Raw genomic sequence first — 21,386 nt, 5'->3', positions numbered from 1 at the left:
CCGGCACTCGCGCACAGCGGTTCGCGACACTCACGTCAACACCCTTCGCTCGGGCGGATGTTGCTCCGTTACGATCAGCCTCTTCCTGACGCTGGAGGTTGTGGTGGGCGAACGCCTGGTCCATACGGTGGAGGTTCCGCTGGGGGACGGCACCGAGGAAGCGGTCCGGGTCCAGATCCGCGAGGTGGACGAGACCCTTGTCAGGGTCGGTCGGGGTGGCCGTCCGGTGGCACGGGCGGAGCGGACCTTCGCCCAGATGCTGGACACCGTGCGGCCGGTGGCGGAGACCTTCGTGGGCAGGTTCCGGGGAATGGTCAACGCCCCGGACGAGATCACCCTGGAGTTCGGTGTGTCGCTCTCGGCCGAGGCGGACGTGGTCATCGCGAGCACCGCGACGGCGGCCAACTTCTCCGTCAGTCTCACCTGGCACAAGAGCGACCGTGAGGATCCGGACGGAACCGCCCCGCCGGTAGCGTGATCCGATCGACTGACCGATGATCCGGGAGGCCGGGATGCCTGGGGAGAAACTACGGGCAGCCGACGACGCGCTGAACGCGGCGGCCGTCCGGATCCGCGACGAGAGCGGGGGGTTCGCCGGTGCGGGCGTCCTTGTCACCGCGGACCACATACTGAGCTGCGCCCATGTGGTGTCGGACGCCCTGGGGGCACCGCGCGGTGCGGCGGTTGCCGCGGGTTCACAGGTGCAGGTCGACTTTCCGCTGGCCGGTGTGGAGGGAAGCCGTCCGGCCGTGGTCGAGCAGTGGATCCCCGAGGGAGTCGGCCATCGCGGGGATGTGGCTGTCCTGCGGCTCGGCGCTCCGGTGCCCGGCACCCGCCCGGCACCCGTGGCCGACCCGGACCGCCTCTCGGGCCGGCCCGTGCGCGCGGTGGGGTTCCCGGTCGGTGAACCGGGTGTGCTCTGGCACCGGGGCCGGCTCAGCGGCCGGTCGGAGGGCGACTGGATCCAGCTGTCCCGCGCCGATCCGCACACCGCACACATCACCCCGGGCTTCAGCGGCAGCGCCGTCTGGGACGAGGAGCAGGGCGCCGTGGTCGGCATCGTCGTCGCGGCCCAGAACCGGCGGGAGGACTCCCAGCAGGCCTTCGCCATCGGCGTGGGGGCGGTGCTGCGCCTGCTGCCGGGCCTCTCCGAGGCCCTGACCACGGATCCCTTCCTCGGCCTGGAGACCTTCCAGGAGAGCCATGAGGAGATCTTCTTCGGCCGGGACCAGGACATCGAGGGTGTCGTCGCGGCCCTGAGGAGCGAGAAGCCGGCCGTCGTCCTCTGCGGCCCCTCGGGCTGCGGGAAGTCCTCGCTGGCGCTGGCCGGTGTGGTGCCCCGGATGCGGCGGGAGGGGACGGACGACGTCGTGGTGGTGAACGCCGGGGCGGACGGCTCCTTACGGGCCGGACTGGCCCTCGGCCTCTGCGCCGCCGCGGGCGCCGGTCGGGACGGCTGCCCGGACCAGGTGGAGCGGTGGCTCGCGCGCCATGGCCTGGTGTACACGCTGGACCGGCTTCGCGGTGCGTCCGGCGAGTACCTGGTGGTGCTGGACCAGGCCGAGGCGCTGCTGGACCGCGAGGACGCCGAGGTGGCGGAGATCGTCCGACTGCTCCTCCCACCCGGTGGTCAGGACACCAGGACGCGGCTGCTGATCACACTCCGGTCCGACCTGCTGGACGCGGTGCTGCGTCACCCGCGGCTCGGCCCGCTGCTCGACGGCGAGCGGAGCCGGACGTTCCCGCTGGCGCCCATGTCCGAGAAGCAGTTGCGGCAGGTCATCAACGAACCGCTGAGGAAGGCCCCGGCGGTCGGCTACGAACCGGGACTGGCCGAGCGCATCCTCAGGGACACCGGCGACCGGCCGGAGAGCCTGCCACTGCTCGGCTTCGTCCTCAGGAAGCTGTGGGACGACCGGTTCGGCGGGCGGTTGCGCACGGAGACGTACGAGGCGGCGCGCGGGGTGTCGGGCGCGCTGGAGGAGCACTGCGAACGGGCCTGGGCGGAGTGCGTCGGGGAGGATCAGCAGGAGGCGGCGTCCCGCCTGCTCCGGGGCCTGGTCAGGGTGCTGCCCGGGAGTGAGACCCCACTGCGCCGAAGGCTGCCCCGCGAGGAGGCCGGGGAGACCGGCTGGCGGCTCGCGGGCGCGTTGGCCGAGCGGCGGCTGCTGGTCCTGCGTGGCGGCAGGGACGAGCAGGAGACCGCCGAACTGGCCCACGAGACCTTGATCGGAGTCTGGCCCGCGCTGCGGGAGCAGGTCCGCGACGACAGGGAGTTCCTGGCCGGCCGGGCGGAACTGGGCTATGACCGCGAACGCTGGGAGCGGGGCGTGGCACCGCTGCCCGACGCACAGCAACTGGCGGCTCTGCGTCACTGGCTGAGGGGCCGTGAGGATGAGCTCAGCCCGGCGGAGCGCGACTTCCTGGCCCGGGCGCGCGGTCGGCAGCGGGCGCGGCGCAGGCGGGTGCGGGCGGGGTGGGCCGCCGCCACTGTGGTGCTGGCCCTGATCGCCGCGCTCGGCACCTTCCTGGTCTACCAGTCGCGGGTCAGTGAGCTCCGGGACGCGGAGGCGCGGTCGCGCGCGCTGGCCAGCCTCTCGGCGGAGACCGCCGAGCAGGATCCGGGCCAGGCCGCCCTGCTGGCCATGGCGGCCTACGAGCTGTCGCCGACCCAGGAGGCCCGCAACGCCCTGCTGCGCCGCTACGACGGGTTCAAGGACGCCGACTGGGCGCTGAGCGGTGTCCAGGGCGGTATCGACGCCGTGGCGACGAGCAACGACGGCACCGTCATCCTGTCGACCAGCCGACTCGGCCGGGCCACGCTGTTCGTCCGCCGGGACGGGGGCAGGACCTTGCAGGTGGCGCTCCGCCTCTCGGCTCAGGCCTTCTACCCCATGGTCAGCCGGGACGGCCGGCGGATCGGCTACCTGTCGACCGACGGCGCCTTCGTCTGGCACGACGTGGAGCGCGGGGCCGGTACGGCCGAGCGGCTGCTGGGGCGGGCGCAGGCCGTTCACGACCCCGTGCTCCGGGCGACGGCGAGGGGCAAGAGACGGACCAGCGACCAGATCCACCGGGCCGACTTCTCCCCCGACGCCGGGCAGGTGGCCATGGTCGTGGACGAGCGGCTCCGGGTGTGGGATCTGGAGGCGAAGACGTCGCGGCAGGTGCCCACCACGGCAGCCGTCGAGGCCGTGTGGTTCGGGCCGGACCAGGACGTCCTGGTCGCCCACTCGAAACCGGAAAGCGGGTCCGGCCGGCGCTCGGTCCTGCGTGTGGACGTCCGCACGGGCGGCGTACGCACCCTGGCCAAGGAAGTCGACACCTACGCGGCGCAGACGGAGGGGGCCTTCAGCCTCCCGGCACTCGCGCTCTCCGCGGACGGCCGTGTGCTCGTCCACTGCCGCAAGGACGGCGATCAGGACCGCGCGGTCTACCGCACCGTTCGGGTGGCCGACGGAAAGGCGCTGAGCACCCACCCGAGCGATGCCTACAACTGCGGCGGCATCGCGGTCGACAAGACGGGGCAGCGCTTCGCCGCGGGCACCAGGTCCTCGTGGTCGCTGGCCGACCGAGGCCGGGACGGCGGTGCCCTGCGCGACGCGGGCGGCGCCCGGCAGGCCGGTATCACCGCCCGCCTCCTCGGGGACGCCGAGCACCCCGAGGTGACCTACTGGGATCCAACCTCGCTGCGGGGGCACGCCCTGAGCGCGGACGACGGCCCCGCGGTGCGGATCGCGGTGGCCCACCCGACTCTGATCGAGGGCGGAAACACCCTGATCGCCCACCTCAAATCCGAGGCCGGCCTGTTGGGAAGGCCGGACCGGCTGGCGCTCCTCGACGCGGAGACCGGAGAGACCAGAGCCCAGGTGGAACGCCCCGTGGACGACCGTGCGGTCCTCTCGGAGGCCTTTCTCGGGCTGGCCACGGACCCGGCGGAGACCCTGGTCGCCGATGTGGTGGCCCGGAACAGGGTCGTGGTCCGGGCCCTGCCCTCGCTGCGCCGGATCACGGAGATCACCACGCGTACGCCCCCGGTGAGCACCGTCCCGATCGCGGAGCCGCTGAGGGTGTTCTTCCCGCGCAGCGACGAGCTGATCACCGTCTCCGGCAGCTGGATCGAACGCTGGAGCACCCGGGACGGGCGGCGGCTGTCGAAGCCCGTCGACGCGCGTGCGCTGGGTCTCGTCCCGCAGAACCCGCCCCTGACCACCGACGGCGGCAGGCCCGACTCGGGGTTCGCCGTGGGGCCCCGTCCCGAGCCCGGACACGTGCAGATCATGGTCCGGGGGGATTCCACGATGTACGCCGTCGATCTGCGCACCGGGGCGGAGAACGCACGGCTGCGCTTCCGCCTCGGCCCGGACAACGACGTGGCCCGCCTCGATCCCGGTGGCCGGTACGCGATCGCCAAGACCAAGGGCGCCATGTGGGAGCTGTGGTCCGTACATCCGGGACGGCGCGCCGAGCGGCTGGTCGGCCCGCTGGGGCCGCTGGGGGACAGCGGGGCGTCCTGGTCGGAGGGGTTCGTGTTCGGTTTCACCGGGCGCGGCAGCGAGCTGTTCGTGGCCAACGGGGACTCCGTACGCTTCCAGCAGGCCGCACGGCCCGACCGGCTGGACTCCTACGGCTTCGCCGAGGACCAGTTCTTCCTGGCTGCCTCGCGGGACGGCAGAACGCTGCTGCGCACCGACCGTTCCGGCTACACCGATCTGCTGCGCCTCGACCCCGCTCTCTGGAAGCGCCATCTGTGCAAGGTGCTGGCACGCGAGTTCACCGACGAGGACCGCCGGGGGCTGCCCGAGGGACTGCCTCGGACCGTCTGCCCTGACTGATCGCACTGCGCTTCAGCGTTGCCGCTCCAGTGTGAGGCTGGCCTTGGCGAATGACGTCATGCGGTTGGGGCTGCAGCGGGACCTGCGGAACATCCGCAGCAGACCCGGTGCACGTGCGGCGAGCAGGTCGACGACCGTGCTGTTGTAGGCGTGGGCAGTGGACTCGCTGAACCCGAACCCGGCGGCGATCTTCGCCAGGGTGGTGTGTTCGCGCAGGTACACCAGCGCCACCATCGCGCGCTGGGACGGACGGAGCTTGCAGCGCCGGTCGCCGTCACGACGTACTACCGCGTCTGGCAGGAGGCCCGTGCGCCGGCGCCCCCACCGGCCGCGGTCGCCTCACCGCTCGCGGCTCGCCCGTATGACCTCCGGCACTCGGCGCTGTCGACCTGGCTCAACTCCGGGGGGACCCGACGGAGGTCGCCGAGCGTGCGGGCAACAGCGTGGAGGTCCTGCTGAGCCGCTACGCCAAGTGCATCGACGGCCGGCAGGGGATCGCCAACCGCAAGATCGAGGAGTTGTTGCGCGAATACGAGTGATCCCGTGCGGCGCTAGCCTTCGACCCCCGGAGTCGTCCGGGGGCTTTCGCCGTTCAAGGGCTGACAGGAACCGGTGCAGTGCACCTTGTGATCTCCGGGGGATGCTATGGACTTGCTTGCAGTCCCCGACGAAGCGGTGGCCGCTCTCAAGGCTCCTCTGAGCGGGGAAGACCGGGCGCAGGGCTGGGCCGATGATCTCCGAAGAGACGTGCAGGAGGAGATCTCGATCAATCGCTCGGTGCTCCGTCGCCACGGGACGGGCATGGTGCGACACCTGCGTCCTCGCTTCGACGAGTGGATGGAGCACGAGGGCGTGCAGCCCGGACGCCTCCGGGACCTGGTGGGCGACGTGCAGCGGTCGCTCGTGGAGGCTCGGGCCACGGCGTGAGGAACGACCGCTGACCTGGGCGTTTGTCGCCCGTCGCCAGTCCACGAATAGTCCACGGACCCCGGCATACGCCCGCTCCGGGCGGCATACACCTGCACATACGCGAAGACCCCGTTCTCAGCGTTTCCGCTGGTGACGGGGTCTTTGGGCACCTCATACAGGGTGCCCCCGGCAGGATTCGAACCTGCGCACACGGCTCCGGAGGCCGTTGCTCTATCCCCTGAGCTACGGGGGCGTGTGCCGCGCTGGTGCGTGGCGACGGGTAGAACCCTACCAGCTCTCGGAGGGTGTCCGTGAACAGGTATTTCGGGTGGCCCGGACACGGGCCGGAGAGGGGTGTGTGCGGGGTGTGACCCCGCCCGGCGAGGGGGCGGGCGGGGTCAACGGCCGCGTGGGGCGGGGGGCTTGGGCCAAGGCTCGGGTTACGGGGAACGCGCCCGCGCGCCCCCCGGCGTACTCCCGTGTCGCTCGCACGGGTCGGAAGTCGGGAAATCCCGGACGCGGGGCCGTCGGTCGACCTACTCTCGAGTTGTGTCCGGCGTGCCGCGCCGAGTGCTCGTTGTCGATGACAACCGGGTGATTCGGCAGCTGATCAGGGTCAACCTCGAGCTGGAGGGCTTCGAGGTCGTGACCGCGGCCGATGGTGTCGAGTGTCTGGACGCCGTGCACCGCGTGCAGCCCGACGTCGTCACGCTCGACGTGGTGATGCCCCGCCTCGACGGGCTGCGGACCGCCGCGCAGCTGCGGTCCGATCCGCGTACGAGCCACCTGCCGCTGGCGATCATCAGTGCGTGCACCCCTCATGAGGTGGAGAGCGGCGTCGGCGCCGGTGTCGACGCCTTCCTCGCCAAGCCCTTCGAGCCGGCCGAGCTCGTCAGGGTGGTGCGCCGGCTCGCGGCGGGGGAGGGGCGGCAGCGGGCGGAGGGTCGGGCCGCGTCCCCGCCGTCGACGGACGAGGCGCAGAAGCCGGCCGCCCCCGACGAGCCGGGCGACGACGACTCCGCCGCCGGGCCCGCCGACCATGCCGGACGCACCCTGGGCTGAGCCCGGCCCCGGTGGGCACGGCGGCCCGCCGCCCACATGGCGAAACCGGTTCGCGAGCCCACCCCCCTCCTCCCATACGCTGGTCCCGTGACTCCCGCAGAGCTCTCCCGGACCGTCCGGCACGCCGTGTGCCGTGCGGTCGAGGACGGTGCCCTGCGCGTGAACGTGCCCGAGAACGTCAAGGTCGAGCGCACCCGCCCCGGAGGCCGTGGCGACTGGGCCAGCAACATCGCGCTGCGGCTGGCCCGGGAGGCGGGGCAGCCGGCCGTGCGCGTCGCCGGGGTTCTGCGCGAGCGGATCGCGGCCGAAGCCGCCGGCCGGGCCGGCGTGATCGAGAGTGTCGAGGTCACCGGGCCCGGCTTCCTCAACTTCACCCTCGCGGGCTGCGCCCAGCAGCGCCTGCTCGCGACGGTCCGGGAGCACGGGGAGGCGTACGGGCGGCCCGCCGCCCCCGGTGGTCCCTTCGCGCACGCCGACGAGGTCCGGGCCCGGGTCTGGGCCGAGGCCCTCGTGGCCCTCGGGGCCGCGGGGGAGCGGGAGGGACGAGCGGGAGGGCGTCCCGGTGAGGCGGCCCCGCCCGGCCTCGCGCCCACGCCCGCCGAAGCGCCCGCCCCCGCCGCCCCGCCCACGCCTGTCGACCGGTCCCGCCCCGGAGCCCGCCCCGCCCCCGCCGCCCCGCCCACCCTTGTCGCCCGGCCCCGCCGCGGGGCCCGCCCGGCACCCACCCCCACCCCTCCACCCACCACCCCCGCCCCCCTCCCCACCACCCTCGGCACCGACGCCACCCGCTGGGCGCTGCTCGCCGCCGCCGCGCACGACCGCCCCCGCACGCAGGGGCTCCTCGTGCAGCACGAGCGCAATCCGCTCTTCCGGGTGAGATACGCCTACGCCCGCACCCGCGCCCTCACCCGGGCCGCCGCCGCGCTCGGCTTCGAGTCCGCGCCCGAGGTGTACGTGGACGCCCCCGCCCTCACCGCCGCCGTCGCCGACCACCCCGCACAGGTCGAGGCGGCGGCCCGGCTGCACGCGCCCGACCGGATCGCGCGGCATCTGGAGGCCACCGCGGACGCCCTGCTGGCCTTCCAGCACACGGTGCTGCCCCTCGGGGACGAGAAACCCTCGGCCGCCCACCGTTCCCGGCTCGCCCTCGCCGAGGCCGCCGGGACGGTGCTCGCCGGCGGCCTGTCCCTGCTCGGCATCAGCGCACCCGAACACCTGTGAGATGTGAGAAGAGACGATGAGCCGATCCGCCCACCCCGCCGGGCCCCGCCACGCCGACGTCCTCCCCGAGGGCCACTACACCGCCCCGCCGGCCGACCTCAACACGCTCGACGAGAAGGTCTGGTCGCGGACCGTCGCGCGGGACGCCGACGGCGTCGTGACCGTCGGCGGGATCCAAGTGACCCGGCTGGCCGAGGAGTTCGGCACCCCGGCGTACTTCCTCGACGAGACCGACTTCCGGGCCCGCTGCCGCGCCTGGGCGGACGCCTTCGGCAAGGACGCGGACGTGTTCTACGCGGGGAAGGCGTTCCTCAGCCGGGCCGTGGTGCGCTGGCTGGCCGAGGAGGGGCTCAACCTCGACGTCTGCTCCGGCGGTGAGCTGGCCACCGCCCTGGACGCCGGTATGCCGGCCGAGCGCATCGCCTTCCACGGCAACAACAAGTCCGAGCAGGAGATCCGGCGCGCGGTCGAGGCGGGCGTCGGGCGGATCGTGCTCGACTCCTTCCAGGAGATCGTCCGCGTCGCGCACGTCGCGCAGAGCCTCGGGCGCCGGCAGCGGGTGCAGATCCGGGTGACCGTGGGGGTCGAGGCGCACACCCACGAGTTCATCGCGACCGCGCACGAGGACCAGAAGTTCGGCATCGCGCTCGCGGGCGGGCAGGCGGCCGAGGCGGTGCGCCGGGCACTCACCCTGGACGGCCTGGAACTCATCGGCGTCCACTCCCACATCGGCTCGCAGATCTTCGACATGGCCGGCTTCGAGGTCTCCGCCCGCCGGGTGGTGCAGCTCCTCGCGCAGGTCCGCGACGAGCACGGCGTCGAGCTGCCCGAGATCGACCTCGGCGGCGGCCTCGGCATCGCGTACACCTCGGACGACGACCCGCGCGAGCCGCACGAGATCGCCAAGGCGCTCGGGGAGATCGTGAGCCGGGAGTGCGAGGCGGCCGGGCTGCGCACCCCGCGGATCTCCGTCGAGCCGGGCCGCGCGATCGTCGGCCCGACCGCGTTCACGCTCTACGAGGTGGGCACGGTCAAGCCGCTGGAGGGTCTGCGGACCTATGTCAGCGTCGACGGTGGGATGTCGGACAACATCCGCACCGCGCTGTACGACGCCGAGTACAGCGTCGCCCTCGTCTCGCGCACCAGCGAGGCCGAGCCCATGCTGAGCCGGGTGGTGGGCAAGCACTGCGAGAGCGGTGACATCGTGGTGCGGGACGCGTTCCTGCCGGCCGACATCGCGCCGGGCGACCTGATCGCGGTTCCCGCGACCGGTGCGTACTGCCGCTCCATGGCCAGCAACTACAACCACGCGCTGCGTCCGCCGGTGGTCGCGGTGCGCGACGGCGCGGCGCGGGTGATCGTCCGGCGGGAGACGGAGGAGGATCTCCTGCGTCTCGATGTCGGATAGCTGAGATACTTGTCTCGTATGCCGGACAGAGGACAGAAACTCCGGTCCGGTGGGTGAGACTGGTCCAACCGTAGAAGTGAAGGAAACGAGGTCGGATGATGCGTACGCGTCCGCTGAAGGTGGCGCTGCTGGGCTGTGGAGTGGTCGGCTCAGAGGTGGCGCGCATCATGACGACGCACGCCGACGACCTCGCCGCGCGGATCGGCGCCCCGGTGGAGCTCGCCGGGGTCGCCGTGCGCCGCCCCCAGAAGGTCCGTGAGGGCATCCCCGCCGAGCTGATCACCACCGACGCGACCGCCCTGGTCAAACGGGGCGACATCGACGTCGTCGTCGAGGTCATCGGCGGTATCGAGCCCGCCCGCACCCTGATCACCACCGCCTTCGAGCACGGCGCCTCCGTGGTCTCCGCCAACAAGGCGCTGCTCGCCGAGGACGGGGCCACCCTCTACGCGGCGGCCGAGCACCACGGCCGCGACCTCTACTTCGAGGCCGCCGTCGCCGGCGCCATCCCGCTGATCCGCCCGCTGCGCGAGTCCCTCGCGGGCGACAAGGTCAACCGGGTCCTCGGCATCGTCAACGGCACGACCAACTTCATTCTCGACAAGATGGAGCGCACCGGCGCCGGCTACACCGAGGCGCTGGACGAGGCGACCGCCCTCGGGTACGCGGAGGCCGACCCCACGGCCGACGTGGAGGGCTTCGACGCCGCCGCCAAGGCCGCCATCCTCGCCGGGATCGCCTTCCACACCCGTGTCCGCCTGGACGACGTGCACCGTGAGGGCCTGACCGAGGTCACGGCCGCCGACATGGCCTCCGCGAAGCGCATGGGCTGCACGGTCAAGCTGCTCGCGATCTGCGAGCGCGCCGCCGACGGCCGATCGGTGACCGCCCGCGTCCACCCGGCGATGATCCCGCTCAGCCACCCGCTTGCCTCGGTGCGCGAGGCGTACAACGCGGTCTTCGTCGAGGCGGAGGCCGCGGGCCGGCTGATGTTCTACGGACCCGGCGCGGGCGGTTCGCCGACCGCGTCCGCGGTGCTCGGCGACCTGGTCGCCGTCTGCCGCAACAAGCTCGCCCGGGCAACGGGGCCCGGCGAGTCCGCCTACACCCAGCTGCCGGTCAGCCCGATGGGCGAGGTGGTCACGCGGTACCACATCAGCCTCGACGTGGCCGACAAGCCGGGTGTCCTCGCCCAGGTCGCGACGGTCTTCGCCGAGCACGGCGTGTCCATCGACACGGTGAGGCAGCAGGGCAAGGACGGCGAGGCCTCCCTCGTCGTCGTCACCCACCGCGCGCCCGACGCCGCCCTCTCCGGGACCGTCGAGGCGCTGCGCAAGCTCGACACCGTGCGCGGTGTCGCCAGCATCATGCGTGTTGAAGGGGAGTAAGGGACCCAATGACCACCAACGGAACCCACCAGTGGCGCGGCATCATCGAGGAGTACCGGGACCGTCTTCCGGTCACGGACACGACGCCCGTCGTCACGCTCCGTGAGGGTGGTACGCCGCTCGTCCCGGCCCAGGTCCTCTCCGAGCGCACCGGCTGCGAGGTGCATCTCAAGGTCGAGGGGGCGAACCCCACCGGGTCCTTCAAGGACCGCGGTATGACCATGGCCATCACCCGGGCCAAGGAGGAGGGCGCCCAGGCCGTCATCTGCGCCTCCACCGGCAACACCTCCGCCTCCGCCGCCGCCTACGCGGTGCGCGCCGGGATGGTCTGCGCCGTCCTCGTCCCGCAGGGCAAGATCGCGATGGGCAAGATGGGCCAGGCGCTCGTCTACGGTTCGCGCATCCTCCAGGTCGACGGCAACTTCGACGACTGCCTCGACCTCGCCCGGGGCCTCTCCGAGAACTACCCGGTCGCCCTGGTCAACTCGGTGAACCCGTACCGCATCGAGGGCCAGAAGACCGCCTCCTTCGAGATCGTGGACGCCCTCGGCGACGCCCCGGACATCCACGTCCTCCCGGTCGGCAACGCGGGCAACATCACGGCCTACTGGAAGGGCTACAAGGAGTTCGCGGCCGACGGGGTCTCCACGCGGACGCCCCGGATGTGGGGCTTCCAGGCGTCCGGTTCCGCGCCGCTGGTGCGGGGCGAGGTCGTCAAGGACCCGTCGACGATCGCCACCGCGATCCGGATCGGGAACCCGGCCTCCTGGACGCAGGCGCTGGCCGCGCGTGAGGAGTCGGGCGGCTTCATCGACGAGGTGACGGACCGTGAGATCCTGCGCGCCTACCGGCTGTTGGCCTCCCAGGAGGGCGTCTTCGTGGAGCCCGCGTCGGCCGCGTCCGTCGCGGGTCTGCTGAAGGCCACCGAGCAGGGCAAGGTCGACCCGGGGCAGCGGATCGTCTGCACCGTGACCGGCAACGGCCTCAAGGACCCGGACTGGGCCGTCGCGGGCGCGCCGCAGCCGGTCACCGTCCCGGTCGACGCGGCAGCGGCGGCGGAGCGCCTCGGCCTCGCCTGAGCCGTACCTCCGCCCACGCCACGGTCCCGGGCCGGGCCCCGGCGCGGTCCCGGAACGAACGCTCCGGGACCCGGCTCAAAAGACGGTTGCGCGAGCATGGTTGCCCCGCCCCGGTGCGGGGCAACCATGAAGGCAGCCCGGTCGGGGGCATGGCAGGCGGGCGACACGCATCGTGCGCCTCCCGTGCGCCCTGTGTCGCAGGTGAACCTTCCTTCGATAGGCTGTGGCCGAGCCCGTCCCACCGCATGTACCCCGCGCATGTGCCGTGGTGATGTCGCCGTCCAGGCCCGGGCGTTCCCCCCGAAATCCCGTACACCCCGCACGTATCGGAGCACCGCGCGGTCCAGAGCAACGCGCGGTTCAGATCCAGAGACGTACCGAAACAAGGAGAGTCGTCGAGCGATGGCCGGTCCCGCGTTCCGCGCCGCCGCCGTCCGGGTGCGCGTTCCCGCCACCAGCGCCAACCTCGGTCCGGGCTTCGACGCCTTCGGACTGTCGCTCGGCCTGTACGACGACGTCGTCGTCCGGGTCGCGGACTCCGGGCTGCACATCGACATCGCCGGCGAGGGTGCCGACACCCTCCCGCGCGACGAGAGCCATCTGCTCGTGCGCTCCCTGCGCACCGCGTTCGACGTGCTCGGCGGGCAGCCGCGCGGCCTGGAGGTCGTCTGCGCCAACCGCATCCCGCACGGCCGGGGCCTCGGCTCCTCCTCCGCCGCCATCTGCGCCGGAATCGTCGCCGCCCGGGCCGTGACCATAGGCGGGGACACCCGGCTGGACGACGCGGCCCTGCTGGAGCTCGCCACCGAGATCGAGGGCCACCCCGACAACGTCGCCGCCTGCCTCCTCGGCGGCTTCACCCTGGCCTGGACCGAGGCGGGCGGCGCCCGCGCCATCCGGATGGACCCCACCCAGGCCGTGGTCCCCGTGGTCTTCGTCCCGGCCAATCCGGTGCTCACCGAGACCGCCCGCGGCCTGCTGCCGCGCACCGTCCCGCACGTCGACGCGGCCGCCAACGCGGGCCGCGCGGCGCTCCTCGTCGAGGCGCTGACCAGGCGTCCCGAGCTGCTGCTCGCCGCCACCGAGGACCGTCTCCACCAGGAGTACCGGGCCCCGGCGATGCCGCAGAGCACCGATCTGGTGGCCCGGCTGCGCGCCGACGGCGTCCCGGCGGTCATCTCCGGCGCCGGACCCACCGTGCTGGCCCTGGCCGAGGACGGGGTGGCCGACAAGGTCGCCGCGCTGGCGGGGGAGGGCTGGGCCGCCAACCGGCTCGCCTTCGACGCCGCGGGAGCGAGCGTTCTGCCGCTGGCCCCGCAGTGACACACGATTGCCGGTCAGTGAGAGGGGGAATGTTTGTTGGAGCCGGTAGTGTTAACCTCATGTCTGCAACCGTCGTCGAAGCGGCGCGGTGCTGCGAGTCCCCTTTCGGGACCACCCTCCTTCCGAGAGCCTCCCACACTGCCTGAGCAGCCCGCCTGAGCAGTTTCGAGCACGCTCCGGAACCGGCACGACACTCCCGCTCAGCCACCAGCGGGTCGAGCGGGGGGATCTCGCGCCGGACTTGCACGTCTTGCATGTACACCTCTCCGCCGTTGGTTCCGCACCGGCGGGACCATCGCTCCGACACGGTCCGTACCCCGGACCCGCTGCCGGACAGCACAACCGGTCGCCGAGCCAGAAGGCCGACGTCCGCTCCAGGGAAGGACCCTTCGTGAGCGACACCACCGATCTGATGGGCGCTACTGCCGACAACACCGTCGACACCGACGCGCCCGCCGCAGGTGCTGCCTCCGGCACCACCGCACGGCGCCGCCGCTCCGGCACCGGCCTCGAGGGCATGGTCCTGGCCGAGCTGCAGCAGGTCGCGTCCGGCCTCGGCATCAAGGGCACCGCGCGGATGCGCAAGAGCCAGCTGATCGAGGTCATCAAGGAGGCCCAGGCGGCCGGCGGCGCCCCCGCCAAGGCCGCCGACGCGGGCGCCGATGCCCCCGCCAAGCCGAAGCGCCGCGCCACCTCGAAGGCCCGTACGGGTGACGAGGCCGCCGCGCCCGCCGCGGAGAAGGCCGACAAGGGCGACACGGCCGAGAAGGCCGTCACCCAGCAGCAGATCGAGATCCCCGGCCAGCCGGCCGGCGGCTCCCAGACCGCCGCGGGCGACGAGCAGCCGGCCGGCGAGCGCCGCCGCCGTCGCGCCACCGCGCAGGCGGGCAGCCCGGACACCCGTACCGAGGGCGGCGAGGCCCGCGCCGACGTGCGGACCGATGTGCGCACCGAGACCAAGGCCGAGCCCCAGGCCGACGCCAAGGGCGACACCGCCGGCGGACAGGACGGCGAGGGCCGCCAGGGCCGCCGCGGTGAGCGCGGCGACCGCGGTGACCGGGGCGAGCAGCGCGGCGACCGCCGTGACCGCCAGCGCGACCGCCGCGGCAAGGGCGACGACCAGCAGGGCGGCGGGCAGCGCCAGCAACAGCGCCAGGGCGGCCAGCAGGGCGGCCCCCAGGACGACTTCGACGACGACGGCAGCGGCCGCCGTGGCCGGCGCGGGCGCTACCGCGACCGCCGTGGGCGCCGCGGGCGCGACGACTTCGCGAGCGGCGAGCCGCAGGTCTCCGAGGACGACGTCCTGATCCCCGTCGCGGGCATCCTCGACATCCTCGACAACTACGCGTTCATCCGGACCTCCGGCTACCTGCCCGGCCCGAACGACGTGTACGTCTCCCTCGCCCAGGTCCGCAAGAACGGCCTGCGCAAGGGCGACCACGTCACCGGCGCGGTGCGCCAGCCGAAGGAGGGGGAGCGCCGCGAGAAGTTCAACGCGCTCGTCCGCCTCGACTCGGTGAACGGCATGGCCCCCGAATCGGGCCGCGGCCGCCCCGAGTTCAACAAGCTGACCCCGCTCTACCCGCAGGACCGGCTCCGTCTGGAGACCGACCCGGGCGTGGTGACCACGCGGATCATCGACCTGGTGTCGCCGATCGGCAAGGGCCAGCGCGGTCTGATCGTGGCCCCGCCGAAGACCGGCAAGACCATGATCATGCAGGCGATCGCCAACGCGATCACCCACAACAACCCCGAGTGCCACCTGATGGTCGTCCTGGTCGACGAGCGTCCGGAAGAGGTCACCGACATGCAGCGGTCGGTCAAGGGCGAGGTCATCTCCTCGACCTTCGACCGCCCCGCCGAGGACCACACCACCGTCGCCGAGCTGGCCATCGAGCGCGCCAAGCGCCTCGTGGAGCTGGGCCACGACGTGGTCGTCCTGCTGGACTCGATCACCCGCCTCGGCCGCGCGTACAACCTCGCGGCCCCGGCCTCCGGGCGTATCCTGTCCGGTGGCGTCGACTCGACCGCGCTCTACCCGCCCAAGCGCTTCTTCGGCGCCGCGCGCAACATCGAGGACGGCGGCTCGCTGACCATCCTGGCCACCGCGCTGGTCGACACCGGCTCGCGGATGGACGAGGTGATCTTCGAGGAGTTCAAGGGCACCGGCAACATGGAGCTCAAGCTCGACCGGAAGCTCGCCGACAAGCGCATCTTCCCCGCGGTGGACGTGGACGCGTCCGGCACCCGCAAGGAGGAGATCCTGCTCGGCAGCGACGAGCTGGCGATCACCTGGAAGCTGCGCCGTGTGCTGCACGCGCTCGACCAGCAGCAGGCGATCGAGCTGCTGCTCGACAAGCTCAAGCAGACCAAGTCGAACGGCGAGTTCCTGCTCCAGATCCAGAAGACGACGCCGTCGGCCGGCAACGGCAACGACTGACCCGCCGCCCCCGGGGGTGCCCGGGAGAGCTTCACCACAGCCGAGGGGCCCGTTCGCGGGCCCCTCGGCGCGTTCCGTCTCCCGGCGAAAGCCCTGGTGAGCACCGTGGTGCCCGGCCCGGTGCGCCCGCCGCGCACCGCGTGGCGGGCGCACCGCGTTCTCAGGGCGCTTTCAGGGGCACGTGCAACCCTGATGGGCGCTCCGCCGTCTCCCCTGGCGGAAACCGGGAGAGCCGAAGGGCCGGAGGGCCGACGAGCAGCAGCGCAGCAGAGCCGAGGAGAGCATGACCGAGCAGAGCAGCAGCAAGGATTCCGGCGGCCGGATACGCGGCGGCGGGAAGCGCCGCAAGCGGCCGGCCGCCTCGCGCCGGGTCTGGACCGTCGTCGCCTGGTCCGCCGCCGCTCTGGTCCTCACCACAGGCGCCGGCCTGGGATACGCCTACGTCAAGGTCAGCGGGAACCTGGACGGCGTCGACATCAACCAGGCCCTCGGCACCGAGCGCCCCAAGAACCTCGACAACGGCTCCATGGACATCCTGGTCCTGGGTTCCGACTCCCGCGCCGGCGCCAACGGCGAGTACGGCGAGGACGAGGGCGCGGCCCGCTCCGACACCGCGATGGTCGTCCACGTCCACCAGGGCCGCGCCAAGGCCTCCGTGGTCTCCATTCCGCGCGACACCCTCGTGGAGCGCCCGGACTGCACCCGCGCCGACGGCACCAGGGCAGCCGGGCAGCAGCGGGCGATGTTCAACACCGCCTACGAGACCGGCGGCCCGGCGTGCGCGGTCAAGACCGTCGAGGCGATGTCCGGCATCCGCATGGACCACTACCTGGAAGTCGACTTCACCGGCTTCAAGAAGCTCGTCGACGAACTCGGCGGCGTGGAGATCACCACCACCGAGCCCATCGACGACGCCGCCAGCCACCTGCGCCTCGCGCCCGGCACCCACCGGCTCGACGGCGAGGAGTCCCTCGGCCTGGTGCGCACCCGCAAGAGCGTCGGCGACGGCAGCGACCTGAGCCGCATCCAGCTCCAGCAGGCGTTCATCAAGGCCTTCATCGACCAGGTGAAGAACGTCGGCGTGCTGACCAGCCCCACCGAACTGATGGACCTGGCCGACACCGCCACCAAGGCGATCACCCCGGACTCCGAACTGGACTCGGTGAACGAGCTCGTCGGCTTCGCCCGGGGGCTGGGCAAACTGGGCGCCGACGACGTCGACATGGCGACCCTGCCGGTCCGCTACGACCCCCGGGACCCCAACCGGGTCGTCCCCGTCGAGTCCGGCGCCGAGCAGGTGTGGCGGGCGCTCAAGCAGGACCGGGCGATCCCTGCCTCCGCGTTCAAGGACTCCGCGGGCGACCGGGGCGACGCGGGCGAGCTGGTCCGCGAAGGCTGAGGCCCCGCGCGGCGGGGGCCGCCGCCCCGTGCGACGCGGGCGACGGGCGGGCGCGTGCGCGAAGGGTGACCGGACGGGGACACGGCGGAGCAGACGCCGCCGTGGAATATCCGGGCCACCACCCCGGTTTTGGGAGATACGGCCGGTCCTGGCAGACTGGTACGTCGGCCCCGGTTCACGCACCCGCATCCCGCGCGTGCGACCCGGCGCCCTCCGGAACCATGGGAGACACCTTGAAGCGCGACATCCACCCCGAGTACGTCGAGACCCAGGTGAGCTGCACCTGCGGCGCGGCGTTCACCACCCGCAGCACGATCGACGGCGGCACCATCCGTGCCGAGGTCTGCTCCGAGTGCCACCCGTTCTACACGGGCAAGCAGAAGATCCTCGACACCGGTGGCCGTGTGGCCCGCTTCGAGGCCCGCTTCGGCAAGGCTGCCGGCTCCGCCAAGAAGTAGCGAGCCACTGCGCCGGTCCCCGGCCGCCCCGTGTCAGGGGCGGCCGGGACCGGCGCTTTGTCCGTTCCGAGCAGTACCCCGCGCACGCCGCGGTCCGCACCACCCCGCGCACGCAGCCCGCGCCCGAAGCACGCGCACACAGACCAGGAGCCCGACAATGTTCGAAGCGGTCGAGGAACTGATCGGCGAGCACGCCGATCTGGAGAAGAAGCTCGCCGACCCTTCGGTCCACGCCGACCAGGCGAACGCTCGCAAGCTCAACAAGCGCTACGCCGAGCTGACGCCCGTCGTCGGCACGTACCGCTCCTGGAAGCAGGCCGGCGAGGACATCGAGACCGCGCGTGAACTCGCCGCCGACGACCCGGACTTCGCCGCCGAGGTCAAGGTGCTGGAGAAGCAGCGCGAGGAACTGACCGAGAAGCTGCGGCTGCTGCTGGTACCCCGCGACCCCAGCGACGACAAGGACGTGATCCTGGAGGTCAAGGCGGGCGCGGGCGGCGACGAGTCCGCCCTGTTCGCCGGTGACCTGCTGCGCATGTACCTGCGCTACGCCGAGCGCGTGGGCTGGAAGACCGAGATCATCGACGCCACCGAGTCCGAGCTGGGCGGCTACAAGGACGTCCAGGTCGCCGTGAAGACCAAGGGCGGCCAGGGCGCCACCGAGCCCGGCCAGGGCGTCTGGGCCCGCCTGAAGTACGAGGGCGGGGTGCACCGCGTCCAGCGGGTGCCCGCGACCGAGTCCCAGGGCCGTATCCACACCTCCGCCGCCGGTGTCCTCGTGACGCCCGAGGCCGAGGAGATCGACGTCGAGATCCACGCCAACGACCTGCGCGTGGACGTCTACCGGTCCTCCGGCCCCGGCGGCCAGTCCGTCAACACCACCGACTCCGCCGTGCGCATCACCCACCTGCCGACCGGCATCGTGGCCTCCTGCCAGAACGAGAAGAGCCAGCTCCAGAACAAGGAGCAGGCCATGCGCATCCTGCGCTCCCGGCTGCTGGCCGCCGCGCAGGAGGAGGCCGAGAAGGAGGCCGCGGACGCCCGCCGCAGCCAGGTCCGCACGGTCGACCGCTCCGAGAAGATCCGGACGTACAACTTCCCGGAGAACCGCATCTCGGACCACCGGGTCGGCTTCAAGTCGTACAACCTGGACCAGGTCCTCGACGGGGACCTCGACGCGGTGATCCAGGCGTGCGTGGACGCCGACTCCGCCGCCAAGCTGGCCGCCGCGCAGTAGGACCGCGCTGCCCGGCCCGCTCCCGTACCCCATCCACCCGCACCACCGCACCGGAGGACCAGCGTGCAGTCATCCTCTGGGGGGCGACCTCCAGGCCCCCGCAGTCTGCTGCTTGCCGAGGTGGCGCAGGCCACCCAGCGGCTGGCCGACGCCGGCGTGCCCTCGCCGCGTTTCGACGCGGAGGAACTCGCCGCCTATGTGCACGGGGTGAAGCGGGGAGAGCTGCACCAGGTCGGGGACGGCGACTTCGACGCCCGCTACTGGGAGGCGATCGCCCGCCGCGAGGCGCGGGAACCGCTCCAGCACATCACCGGCCGCGCCTTCTTCCGCTACCTGGAACTCCAGGTCGGCCCCGGGGTGTTCGTACCCCGCCCGGAGACCGAGTCGGTCGTCGGCTGGGCGATAGAGGCCGTCCGCGCGATGGACGTCGTCGAGCCGCTGATCGTCGACCTGTGCACCGGCTCGGGGGCCATCGCCCTGGCCATGGCGCAGGAGGTGCCCCGCTCCCGGGTGCACGCGGTGGAGCTGTCCGACGACGCCCTGAAGTGGACCCGGCGCAACGCCGAGGGCTCCCGGGTCTCCGTCCACCAGGGCGACGCGCTCACCGCCCTCCCGGAGCTGGACGGCCAGGTCGACCTGGTGATCTCCAACCCGCCGTACATCCCGCTCACCGAGTGGGAGTACGTGGCGCCCGAGGCGCGTGACCACGACCCGCAGATGGCCCTCTTCTCCGGCGAGGACGGCCTCGACACGATCCGCGGCATCGAGCGCACCGCGCACCGCCTGCTGCGGCCCGGCGGCCTGGTGGTCGTCGAGCACGCGGACACCCAGGGCGGACAGGTGCCGTGGATCTTCAACGAGGAGTCCGGCTGGGCGGACGCGGCCGACCACCCCGATCTCAACAAGCGGCCGCGCTTCGCGACCGCGCGCAAGGCGATGCCGTGACCAGGCACGCGCAAGGCGATGCCATGACCAGGCAGCAGCACGAGGAGGCTCGTTAGATGGCTCGGCGATACGACTGCAACGACACCACGGACCGTGCGACCGGGCTGCGCGAGGCAGCGGCGGCCGTCCGCCGCGGCGAGCTCGTCGTGCTGCCCACCGACACCGTCTACGGCATCGGCGCGGACGCCTTCACCTCCGAGGCCGTGGCCGACCTGCTGGCCGCCAAGGGCCGCGGCCGGAACATGCCCACGCCCGTCCTCATCGGCTCCCCGAACACCCTGCACGGTCTGGTCACCGACTTCTCCGAGCAGGCGTGGGAGCTCGTCGACGCCTTCTGGCCCGGGGCGCTGACCCTCGTCACCCGCCACCAGCCGTCCCTCCAGTGGGACCTCGGCGACACCCGGGGCACGGTCGCCATCCGGATGCCGCTGCACCCGGTCGCCATCGAACTGCTCACCGAGACCGGCCCGATGGCCGTCTCCAGCGCCAACCTCACCGGGCACCCCTCGCCCGAGGACTGCGACGCCGCCCAGGAGATGCTCGGCGACTCCGTCTCCGTCTACCTGGACGGCGGCCCGACCCCGGGCATCGTGCCCTCCTCGATCGTCGACGTCACCGGCGCGGTCCCGGTGCTGCTGCGCCAGGGCGCCCTCTCCGCCGACGAGCTGCGCAAGGTCGTACCCGACCTGGAGGTGGCGCCGTGACGACGGCACACCCTCTGGGGCCGGCACGGTGACCGGCCCCGAGGAGCGTGGCATAGCGGACACCGGCGGGCCGGCCCCGAGCTTCCGCATCCTCCACGTCAGCACCGGCAACGTCTGCCGCTCGCCCATCACCGAGCGGCTGACCCGCCATGCCCTGACCGCCCGCCTGGGGGACCACCTCGCCGGCGGGCTCGTGGTGGAGAGCGCCGGCACCTGGGGCCACGAGGGCGCGCCCATGGAGGCCAACGCGGAGCTGGTCCTCGCGGACTTCGGCGCGGACGCGACCGGGTTCACGGGCCGGGAGCTGCTGGACGAGCACGTCATCCGCGCGGACCTGGTCCTGACCGCGACCCGGGACCACCGGGCGCAGGTGATCTCCATGGGGCACTCGGCCGGTCTGCGCACCTTCACCCTGAAGGAGTTCACCCGCCTGGTGCGGGCCATAGACCCGGCGACCCTGCCCGACCCGCGCGAGGAAGGCGTGGTGGAACGCGCCCGCGCCCTGGTCCGCGCGGCCGCCGCGCTGCGCGGCTGGCTGCTGGCGCCCAGCCCGGACGCGGACGAGGTCTTCGACCCGTACGGGGCGCCGATCACCTTCTTCCGCTCCATCGGCGACGAGATCCACCAGGCGCTGGACCCGGTCGTCACGGCGCTGACGGGCGTGCCGGCGGAACGCTGACGCGGCGCGGGGGGCGCGCGCCGGCCGGGGCGCGCCCCGCCCGGAACCCCGGCGGGGCGCCGGCCGGGCGCTCGGGCGCCGGCCGCGCCGGCCCGGGCATCGAGAACGGCCGGGTACGCGGCGGGGCCGGACGCCGAAGCGGGCTCCGGCACCGGTGTCCGGTTCCGGCGCGGCGCCGACCGGGCGCGGGCACCGGCTCCGGGCACCGACAGGAGCTCCGGTCCGGGCACCGGTGTGCGCGCTCGTCCGGGTAAGGGCCGCCGGCTGGGCGCAGGCGCTGACCGGGGCGACCGGGGTCG

Annotated in this window: 16 protein-coding genes, 1 tRNA gene and 2 pseudogenes; 17 read left to right on the top strand and 2 right to left on the bottom strand. The window is 72.9% G+C overall.

All coding sequences use genetic code 11. From position 1 onward, the window contains the following. Nucleotides 1–103: 103 nt before the first annotated feature. Both C593_RS0100945 and C593_RS0100940 read left to right on the top strand, forming a co-directional pair. Nucleotides 104–478: a CU044_2847 family protein gene (locus C593_RS0100945; RefSeq protein ID WP_018845429.1), complete on the top strand. Its 375-nt coding sequence runs from the start codon at nucleotides 104–106 to the stop codon at nucleotides 476–478. Nucleotides 479–512: 34 nt separating this feature from the next. Further along, on the top strand, nucleotides 513–4,835 hold the full coding sequence (locus tag C593_RS0100940; protein ID WP_026277236.1) for a S1 family peptidase: 4,323 nt from the start codon (nucleotides 513–515) through the stop codon (nucleotides 4,833–4,835). 84 nt (nucleotides 4,836–4,919) lie between these two features. Here C593_RS0100940 and C593_RS31175 read toward each other — a convergent pair. After that, nucleotides 4,920–5,135, bottom strand: a pseudogene (locus C593_RS31175) (helix-turn-helix domain-containing protein); the annotation flags it as partial. Here C593_RS31175 and C593_RS33205 point away from each other — a divergent pair. Together C593_RS33205 and C593_RS0100925 are read left to right on the top strand one after the other, a co-directional pair. Continuing rightward, nucleotides 5,109–5,374 (top strand): annotated as a pseudogene (locus C593_RS33205) (tyrosine-type recombinase/integrase); the annotation flags it as partial. The pseudogenes C593_RS31175 and C593_RS33205 overlap by 27 nt on opposite strands. 106 nt (nucleotides 5,375–5,480) lie before the next feature. Further along, the gene (locus tag C593_RS0100925; RefSeq protein ID WP_018845426.1) at nucleotides 5,481–5,762 is read left to right on the top strand and encodes a hypothetical protein; all 282 of its coding nucleotides are present in this window, start codon (nucleotides 5,481–5,483) and stop codon (nucleotides 5,760–5,762) included. 163 nt (nucleotides 5,763–5,925) lie between these two features. Here the strand turns inward: C593_RS0100925 and C593_RS0100920 are convergent. Beyond that, nucleotides 5,926–5,997, bottom strand: a tRNA-Arg gene (locus C593_RS0100920). Nucleotides 5,998–6,293: 296 nt separating this feature from the next. Here C593_RS0100920 and C593_RS28550 point away from each other — a divergent pair. The 13 genes from C593_RS28550 to C593_RS0100855 all read left to right on the top strand — a co-directional run bounded on the left by C593_RS28550 (nucleotide 6,294) and on the right by C593_RS0100855 (nucleotide 21,087). After that, entirely contained in the window at nucleotides 6,294–6,806 is a 513-nt protein-coding gene (locus C593_RS28550) for a response regulator (RefSeq protein WP_051093567.1), read from the top strand. Between the two features lie 87 nt (nucleotides 6,807–6,893). Beyond that, nucleotides 6,894–8,027, top strand: coding sequence for an ArgS-related anticodon-binding protein NrtL (gene nrtL / locus C593_RS0100910; protein WP_026277235.1), 1,134 nt, complete (start codon nucleotides 6,894–6,896; stop codon nucleotides 8,025–8,027). A 16-nt stretch (nucleotides 8,028–8,043) separates the two neighbouring features. Then, the gene (gene lysA, locus C593_RS0100905) at nucleotides 8,044–9,435 is read left to right on the top strand and encodes a diaminopimelate decarboxylase (protein WP_018845423.1); all 1,392 of its coding nucleotides are present in this window, start codon (nucleotides 8,044–8,046) and stop codon (nucleotides 9,433–9,435) included. A gap of 95 nt (nucleotides 9,436–9,530) precedes the next feature. Further along, nucleotides 9,531–10,823 (top strand): homoserine dehydrogenase, encoded by a 1,293-nt coding sequence (locus C593_RS0100900; RefSeq protein ID WP_018845422.1) that lies wholly within the window; start codon nucleotides 9,531–9,533, stop codon nucleotides 10,821–10,823. A gap of 8 nt (nucleotides 10,824–10,831) precedes the next feature. Then, nucleotides 10,832–11,902 carry a threonine synthase gene (gene thrC, locus C593_RS0100895; protein ID WP_018845421.1) on the top strand — a complete coding sequence of 357 codons (1,071 nt, stop codon included), beginning with the start codon at nucleotides 10,832–10,834 and terminating at the stop codon, nucleotides 11,900–11,902. A gap of 402 nt (nucleotides 11,903–12,304) precedes the next feature. Beyond that, a complete protein-coding gene (gene thrB, locus C593_RS0100890) occupies nucleotides 12,305–13,225 on the top strand; it encodes a homoserine kinase (protein WP_018845420.1) in 921 nt (306 codons plus the stop codon). 391 nt (nucleotides 13,226–13,616) lie between these two features. Then, entirely contained in the window at nucleotides 13,617–15,665 is a 2,049-nt protein-coding gene (rho, locus tag C593_RS0100885) for a transcription termination factor Rho (protein WP_018845419.1), read from the top strand. A gap of 283 nt (nucleotides 15,666–15,948) precedes the next feature. Beyond that, nucleotides 15,949–17,064 (top strand): LCP family glycopolymer transferase, encoded by a 1,116-nt coding sequence (locus C593_RS0100880; protein WP_018845418.1) that lies wholly within the window; start codon nucleotides 15,949–15,951, stop codon nucleotides 17,062–17,064. A gap of 233 nt (nucleotides 17,065–17,297) precedes the next feature. Beyond that, nucleotides 17,298–17,522, top strand: coding sequence for a 50S ribosomal protein L31 (rpmE, locus tag C593_RS0100875; protein ID WP_026277234.1), 225 nt, complete (start codon nucleotides 17,298–17,300; stop codon nucleotides 17,520–17,522). Nucleotides 17,523–17,679: 157 nt separating this feature from the next. Continuing rightward, nucleotides 17,680–18,759, top strand: a complete 1,080-nt coding sequence (gene prfA, locus C593_RS0100870; protein WP_018845416.1) for a peptide chain release factor 1 — start codon at nucleotides 17,680–17,682, stop codon at nucleotides 18,757–18,759. A 63-nt stretch (nucleotides 18,760–18,822) separates the two neighbouring features. Next, nucleotides 18,823–19,704 (top strand): peptide chain release factor N(5)-glutamine methyltransferase, encoded by an 882-nt coding sequence (prmC, locus tag C593_RS0100865; protein WP_051093566.1) that lies wholly within the window; start codon nucleotides 18,823–18,825, stop codon nucleotides 19,702–19,704. Between the two features lie 56 nt (nucleotides 19,705–19,760). Continuing rightward, nucleotides 19,761–20,408, top strand: a complete 648-nt coding sequence (locus C593_RS0100860) for an L-threonylcarbamoyladenylate synthase (RefSeq protein WP_018845414.1) — start codon at nucleotides 19,761–19,763, stop codon at nucleotides 20,406–20,408. 28 nt (nucleotides 20,409–20,436) lie between these two features. Then, nucleotides 20,437–21,087 carry a low molecular weight phosphatase family protein gene (locus C593_RS0100855; RefSeq protein ID WP_018845413.1) on the top strand — a complete coding sequence of 217 codons (651 nt, stop codon included), beginning with the start codon at nucleotides 20,437–20,439 and terminating at the stop codon, nucleotides 21,085–21,087. The last annotated feature ends 299 nt before the right edge of the window (nucleotides 21,088–21,386 follow it).

The sequence above is a fragment of the Streptomyces sp. CNT372 genome, assembly GCF_000377145.1.
The sequence above is the reverse complement of the archived record's forward strand: the minus strand, read 5'-3'. Positions and strand labels throughout refer to the sequence as shown.